Annotated in this window: 7 protein-coding genes; 5 read left to right on the top strand and 2 right to left on the bottom strand. The window is 58.6% G+C overall.

Annotated features, from left to right (window positions below):
• Positions 1–286: 286 nt before the first annotated feature.
• The 4 genes from P3C52_RS20675 to P3C52_RS20660 all read left to right on the top strand — a co-directional run bounded on the left by P3C52_RS20675 (position 287) and on the right by P3C52_RS20660 (position 4301).
• Entirely contained in the window at positions 287–1756 is a 1470-nt protein-coding gene (locus P3C52_RS20675) for an oligopeptide:H+ symporter (protein ID WP_275556742.1), read from the top strand.
• A 205-nt stretch (positions 1757–1961) separates the two neighbouring features.
• The gene (gene ghrA, locus P3C52_RS20670) at positions 1962–2903 is read left to right on the top strand and encodes a glyoxylate/hydroxypyruvate reductase GhrA (RefSeq protein WP_275556741.1); all 942 of its coding nucleotides are present in this window, start codon (positions 1962–1964) and stop codon (positions 2901–2903) included.
• A gap of 47 nt (positions 2904–2950) precedes the next feature.
• Positions 2951–3688, top strand: a complete 738-nt coding sequence (locus P3C52_RS20665) for a phosphatase (protein ID WP_275556740.1) — start codon at positions 2951–2953, stop codon at positions 3686–3688.
• Positions 3689–3722: 34 nt separating this feature from the next.
• A complete protein-coding gene (locus P3C52_RS20660; protein WP_275556739.1) occupies positions 3723–4301 on the top strand; it encodes a molecular chaperone in 579 nt (192 codons plus the stop codon).
• Positions 4302–4356: 55 nt separating this feature from the next.
• Here P3C52_RS20660 and P3C52_RS20655 read toward each other — a convergent pair whose 3' ends face one another.
• The gene (locus P3C52_RS20655) at positions 4357–4779 is read right to left on the bottom strand and encodes a DUF2000 domain-containing protein (RefSeq protein WP_275556738.1); all 423 of its coding nucleotides are present in this window, start codon (positions 4777–4779) and stop codon (positions 4357–4359) included.
• Between the two features lie 186 nt (positions 4780–4965).
• On the opposite strand from P3C52_RS20655, the gene P3C52_RS20650 reads away from it, so the two are divergent.
• Positions 4966–5433 (top strand): Lrp/AsnC family transcriptional regulator, encoded by a 468-nt coding sequence (locus tag P3C52_RS20650; protein WP_275556737.1) that lies wholly within the window; start codon positions 4966–4968, stop codon positions 5431–5433.
• Positions 5434–5510: 77 nt separating this feature from the next.
• On the opposite strand, the gene P3C52_RS20645 is transcribed toward P3C52_RS20650, so the two are convergent.
• Positions 5511–6107 (bottom strand): CoA transferase (locus P3C52_RS20645; protein ID WP_275556736.1); only part of this gene is annotated, 597 nt, incomplete at its 5' end.

Genomic DNA, 6107 nt, shown 5'->3' with positions numbered 1-6107 from the left:
TTGCCGTATACACACTTTCCAGGCGTGCTCCTTCAGCCACTCGGACACCTCACCATATTGTTGTCGGCAGGCACACTGTCGACCGGCGCTAATGTAGGGATTTTGCTGCGGCGCGTCAATCAACTTTCTGCACAAAATGATGCGTTTAGTCAGTTTTAAACCACTTCGCCGCGAAAATAAGCGAAAAGGCGTCCAAAAAGCCCGGATCGTTGAAATCCCACTGCATAACCGCCGCAGAGAGTGCATACTGATGCGCTTTAGATGCTTAAAAATCACTGAGGTCAGCTTGAAAAACGCAACCAAAGCGCAACCGCAGGGGATCCCGGCCGGAACCGGGGCGCTGTTTTTTATTCAGATTTTCGCCACGCTCGGCTTTGCCGTTCTCTATTCCACGCTGGTGTTGTACGCCACTAAACGTCTCGGCTTTAGCGAAGCGCAAGCCAACGCCACCATGGGCGTTTTCGGCGCCTTCAACTATGGCCTGCACCTGTTTGGCGGCTATCTGGGCGGACGTTTCCTCAGTAACCGTAACCTCTTTGTGCTGGGCATGATATTGCAGGTCGCCGGCTGCTGGGTGCTGTCCGGCGAAAGCGCGCAGGGGCTTTACTGGGGGCTGGCGATGTTCCTCACCGGCAGCGGGCTGAACGTCACCTGTATCAATATGATGCTCACTCAGCGCTTTACGCCAGACGATCAGCGCCGTGAAAGCGCCTTTCTGTGGAACTACGCCGGTATGAACCTCGGCTTCTTTATCGGCTTTACCGGCGCCGGTTATTTCCAGCTGGAGGAGCAGTATCAGGCGCTGTTCCTGTTCGCTACCGTCGGCAACGCGCTGGCTATTATTATCAGCCTGCTACGCTGGAAAATTCTGGCGGATATTGATACGCCGCTGCTGCATGTCACTCCGCGCCAGTTCCGGTTGCGCATGTTGGTCGGCCTGGCGGTGCTGGTGGTGCTGGTGCCGCTGATTCGCGTGATGTTGACGCACGCTGACTTTACCGGCTCTTTCGTCATCGGGCTGGGCGGCGTGATCTTCCTGCTGCTCTGTATCACCACACTGCGTCACCATCCGCGTCATGAACAGCGTCGGATGGCCGCTTATCTGCTGCTGGCGCTGGGTTCGCTGGTGTTCTGGATGCTGTATCAGCTGGCGCCGATGGGGCTGATGCTGTTCGTTGAGCATAATATCAACCTTAACGTCTGGGGCATGCGCGTAGCGCCGCAGTGGGTGCAAAACATCAACACCCTGGTGATCGTGATTGGCGGCCCGCTGCTGGCGATTGCCTTTAACCGTTTGCGTCAGCGCGGCTGGCGTATCGATATCCCGCTGCAGTTTGCCTGCTCCCTGTTCTGTATTGGTCTTGGCATGCTGGTATTGCCGTTGGGCATTATGCTGGCGGGCGGCGACGGCATGGTGGCCTTTAAATGGATCTTCTTTAGTTATCTGCTGCAAAGCATCGGCGAACTGCTGATCTCGCCGATTGGCTACGCGATGATCGGCAAGCTGGCGCCGACGCGCTATCAGGGCATTATGATGGGCTGCTGGATGATGGTCACCGGCGTGGCCTCGGTGCTGGCAGGCTACGTGTCGGCGCTGATGCCGCAAAACAGCGGCAGTAGCGCGCTGCTTACCAATCCCGGCTACAGCCATATCTTCAGCCTGTTGGGCTGGGGTGCAGCCGCCGTCGGTCTGGTGATGCTGTTCCTGATCCCGCTGTTGCGCAGGCTGATTCAGTCCACCGCACCACAGGCCTGATTTTCGCAAAAGGCCCAATCGCCTGACAGCGGGCGAATGGGCCAGGCCGATGCGCCGGGCGTATCGGCTGGACGCCCGACTCCTGCGTCCGTTGTTTAAGCGAGAACGCCAGACCCAACCCTGCGCGCCTCCAGCTGCTAATTTTTACTTGCCAGCGCCGCCGATTTCCCTGAGCCTTGGGTGAAATAACAACAACGGAGGCGCTATGGATATCATCTTTTATCATCCCACCTTTAACCCGGAAAAGTGGCAGCAGGGCTTGCAGCAGCGGTTGCCGCAGGCACGGCTGCGGCTCTGGCAGCCGGGCGATAACGATCATGCTGACTATGCGCTGATGCGCTTTGCGCCGGTTGAGATGCTGCAGGGCCGGCGCGGGCTGAAAGCCATTTTTGCTATCGGCGCGGGCGTTGATGACATCCTGGGGCAGCTTCAGCAGCATCCTGATATGATCGATCCCGCCGTACCGCTGTTCCGCCTGGAAGATACCGGCATGGGCCTGCAAATGCAGGAGTATGCAGTGCATACCGTGCTGGGCTGGTTTCGCCGTTTTGATGACTACCGGCTCCAGCAGCAGCAGGCGCTGTGGCAGCCGCTGCGCAACTATAAGCGCGAAAACTTCACCGTCGGCATTATGGGCGCGGGCGTGCTGGGCCTCAGCGTCGCTGAAAGCCTGAAGCCCTGGGGCTTTCCGCTGCGCTGCTGGAGCCGCTCGCCCAAGCAGCTGGACGGCATTGAGAGCTTTCACGGTAGCGAACAGATGGCGGATTTCCTCTCCGGCACCCAGGTTTTAATTAACCTGTTGCCGAATACGCCGCAAACCGTCGGCATCATCAATCGCGCGCTGTTGGATAAGCTGAATGACGGCGCCTTTGTGATGAATCTGGCGCGCGGCGCGCACCTGGTGGAGGACGATCTGCTGGCGGCGCTCAATGATAATAAAATCAAGGGTGCGGCGCTGGATGTCTTTGTCAAAGAGCCACTTTCGCCGGAACATCCTTTCTGGCGTCATCCGCGCGTCACGCTGACGCCGCACAATGCGGCGGTGACGCTGCAGGGCGAGGCGATGAGCTATATCGCCAGCGCGATTGAACAACTGGAAGCGGGCCAGCAGCCCGAAGGGCGCGTGGATCTGACGCGCGGCTATTAATTTATCAGGGGCAGGAACGCTGGCCTGCCCACTCAGAAGGAGATGAAATGTACCCTGTTGATCTGCATATGCACACCGTAGCAAGTACCCACGCCTACAGCACGCTGCACGACTATATCGCTGCCGCGAAGCAAAACGGCATCAGGCTGTTTGCGATCACCGATCACGGCCCCGATATGGCCGATGCGCCGCACTACTGGCATTTTGTCAATATGCACGTCTGGCCGCGTGTGGTGGATGGTGTCGGCATTCTGCGCGGCATCGAAGCGAATATAAAAAACACGCAAGGTGAAATCGACTGCACCGGACGCATGCTGGAGACGATGGATCTGGTGATCGCGGGCTTTCACGAGCCGGTATTCGCCCCGCAGGATAAAGCGACGCACACCGAGGCGATGATCGCCGCGATGGCCAGCGGCGATGTGCATATTATCAGCCATCCCGGCAACCCGAAGTTCCCGGTTGATATTCCGGCCATTGCCGAGGCGGCAGCGAAATATCAGGTGGGGCTGGAGATCAATAACTCCTCCTTTACCCATTCGCGCCCCGGCAGTGAACCCAACTGTCGCGCCATCGCCGCAGCGGTAAAAGAGGCGGGCGGCATGCTGGCCTTTGGATCCGATTCCCACACCGCCTTTACGCTGGGCAATTTTGAACATTGCCTGCGAATCGCGCGCGAGGTGGATTTTCCTGAAGAACGCGTGTTAAATGTCACGCCGCGCCGCCTGCTCGATTTTCTGGAAATGCGCAGCGGGAAGCATCTTGACGCGTTTGCCGATTTTTAAAGCGGCGCTTTAACCTCTGAACGGACTGAAAGTAATGAATGAGTTTTCCATCATCTGCCGCGTAATCGGCTCGCTGTTTAATCGCCAGCCGCAGGACCCGCTGCTGGAGCCGCTGTTTACGTTGCTCCGCACGGGCAAGTTGCAGCAGCACTGGCCGCTGGAGCAGGATGAACTGCTGGCGCGTTTACAGCAGCATGCCGATCCGCAGGCGCTGGCGGCTGATTACAATGCGCTGTTTATCGGCAGCGAGTGCCGCGTTTCGCCCTATGGTTCCCAGTGGCAGGATGGCCCGGCAGAGGCGGAAGTGCGCAGCTTCCTGCAACAGCGCGGGATGCCGCTGACCGATGCGCCGGTCGATCACTTCGGCGCGCTGTTGCTGGCCGCCTCCTGGCTGGAAGATCAGGCGCAGGAAGATGAAATTCAGGCGCAGATTGCGCTGTTTGATGACTATCTGCTGCCGTGGTGCGGCGCGTTCCTCGGCAAAGTGGAAGCGCATGCGGCCAGCGGTTTTTACCGCACGCTGGCGGCCCTGAGCCGCGAAGCGCTACAGGCGATGCGCGAAGAGCTGGCGGAAGCGGAAGAGAGCGAAGAAGCCGGCGAAGACGACGCCTGACCGCTGTCAGCCCGCCGGCTATAAGCGGAAGCCGTCAGCATCCATACTGACGGCTTTATTTGTACAACGATAAATTGCCCGTCATCTTAGTAATTTTCTTTTTTGGCCCAATCAGCCCAACGGCCACCAGCTCAATATTGTCGCTGTTCACCGAGGCGATGCGCTCGCCATATTCCTCATAGGTTTTGCAGGATTGCGCCAGCGCGCTAAACGGCATCACATAAATCTCCTCATCCTGTTCCGCGCCAGATTGCAGCTGGCGAATCGTCTCGCCCGATGCCAGCAGCACCGGCAGCGGCGCATAAATTACGCCAGGATAGTTAATTTCATCCAGGCTGCACTGATCCGGCCCGACTAAATTTTCCACGGTACGGCCAAAGCTGATGCCGATAACGCTGGCGGCATTCATCGCCAGGCCAACGGGCAGATGTTGATCAATCACAATCGTACAGCGATGCAGGTTGGCGTCGAACTTCATCTTTCTCTCCAGGTGGTAAGCCATAAACAGCGCGCGACGGGCGCATTGCCTTGGGAAGGCTGATTAAATTTCCGTTCTATTATGGGATGGCTGAGCGGGTATTTGTTTTCTCAATTGCTTGCTCAACCGGCGTTTTAAGACAAAAATCACCCTTAACCGCGCCAATAAAGAAAGGAATTTTCCGCTATGGCAATAACGCCGACAGAAATTAAAATCCTGCGACTGTTACAGGACGACGCTCGCGTAACCAACCAGGATCTGGCTGATAAGGTCGGCATGTCCGCTTCGCCGTGCTGGCGTAAAGTCCGTAAGCTGGAGGAGGAGGGGGTGATTCAGGGCTATCGGGCGGTGCTGGATCGTAAAAAAATCGGCCTGGGCGTCATGGTGTTTGTGCGTGTCGCCATTGACAGCCACAGCGAGGCGGAAGCCAAAAAATTTGAGGAGGAGGTCACGGCGCTGGAGGATGTTGTGGCCTGCTACAGCATCGGCGGCGATACGGATTTTCTGCTGCAGGTAGTGGCACCCGATCTCGATTCTTATGCCGATTTCGCCATGTCAGTGATCCGCAGGCTGCCCGGCATCAAAGAGATGCAGAGTATGTTTGTGCTGAAAGAGATTAAGCCGCTGGTAAATTACCCGGTTAAAAAGCAATGACTCGCTTGACCCGTGGGCGATGGCCGATCCCACAGGTCGCCGGCATGAGACCGGCACAGCAGCGAGGCGGCAATCTTTTACTCACTTAGCCAGCAGGCAGCAGCCGATCCCAACGGGCCGCCGGGACGTGACCAGAGCAGCGGCGTACCGGGCAGCCACAGCGGTGGCTTCAGACGATAGCCGATGCCCAGCGGCGTGATCTCCAGCGTATCGCTTTCATCATGCGCCTGCGCCGGACCGATACCGAGCGCCACGTTGCCCGCGGGATAAGGATGCGAGGTCAGCAGGTGCGCGGTTCTTGCCAGCGAAAGCCGCGCCGTAATGCCTCGGTTATGGCTGACGCGCCGTCGCATGCCTTCCAGCGCCGCCGCCGCCATCAAATAGCCGGTTGCATGATCCAGCGCCTGCACCGGCAGCGGACGCGGCGCGTCGGCGTTCTGCCAGCGCTGTCCCGCCTCGGCAATACCGCAGGCCATCTGCACCAGACTGTCGAAGCCGCGCCGGTTGCGCCAGGGGCCGCTCCAGCCCCAGGCGTTCAGGCTGACATCAACCAGGCCCGGCGCCAGCTGTTGCAGGCGCGCGCTGTCGTAACCCAGCTTTTCCAGCGCGTCGGCGCGATAGCCGTGCAGCAGCAGATCCGTCTGCGATAACAGCTGCTCAAACTGCTGGCGACC

The organism is Mixta sp. Marseille-Q2659 (assembly GCF_940807255.1).
In the GTDB taxonomy this organism is placed as follows: Bacteria; Pseudomonadota; Gammaproteobacteria; order Enterobacterales; family Enterobacteriaceae; genus Mixta.
This window is presented reverse-complemented; position numbering and strand designations above follow the sequence as displayed.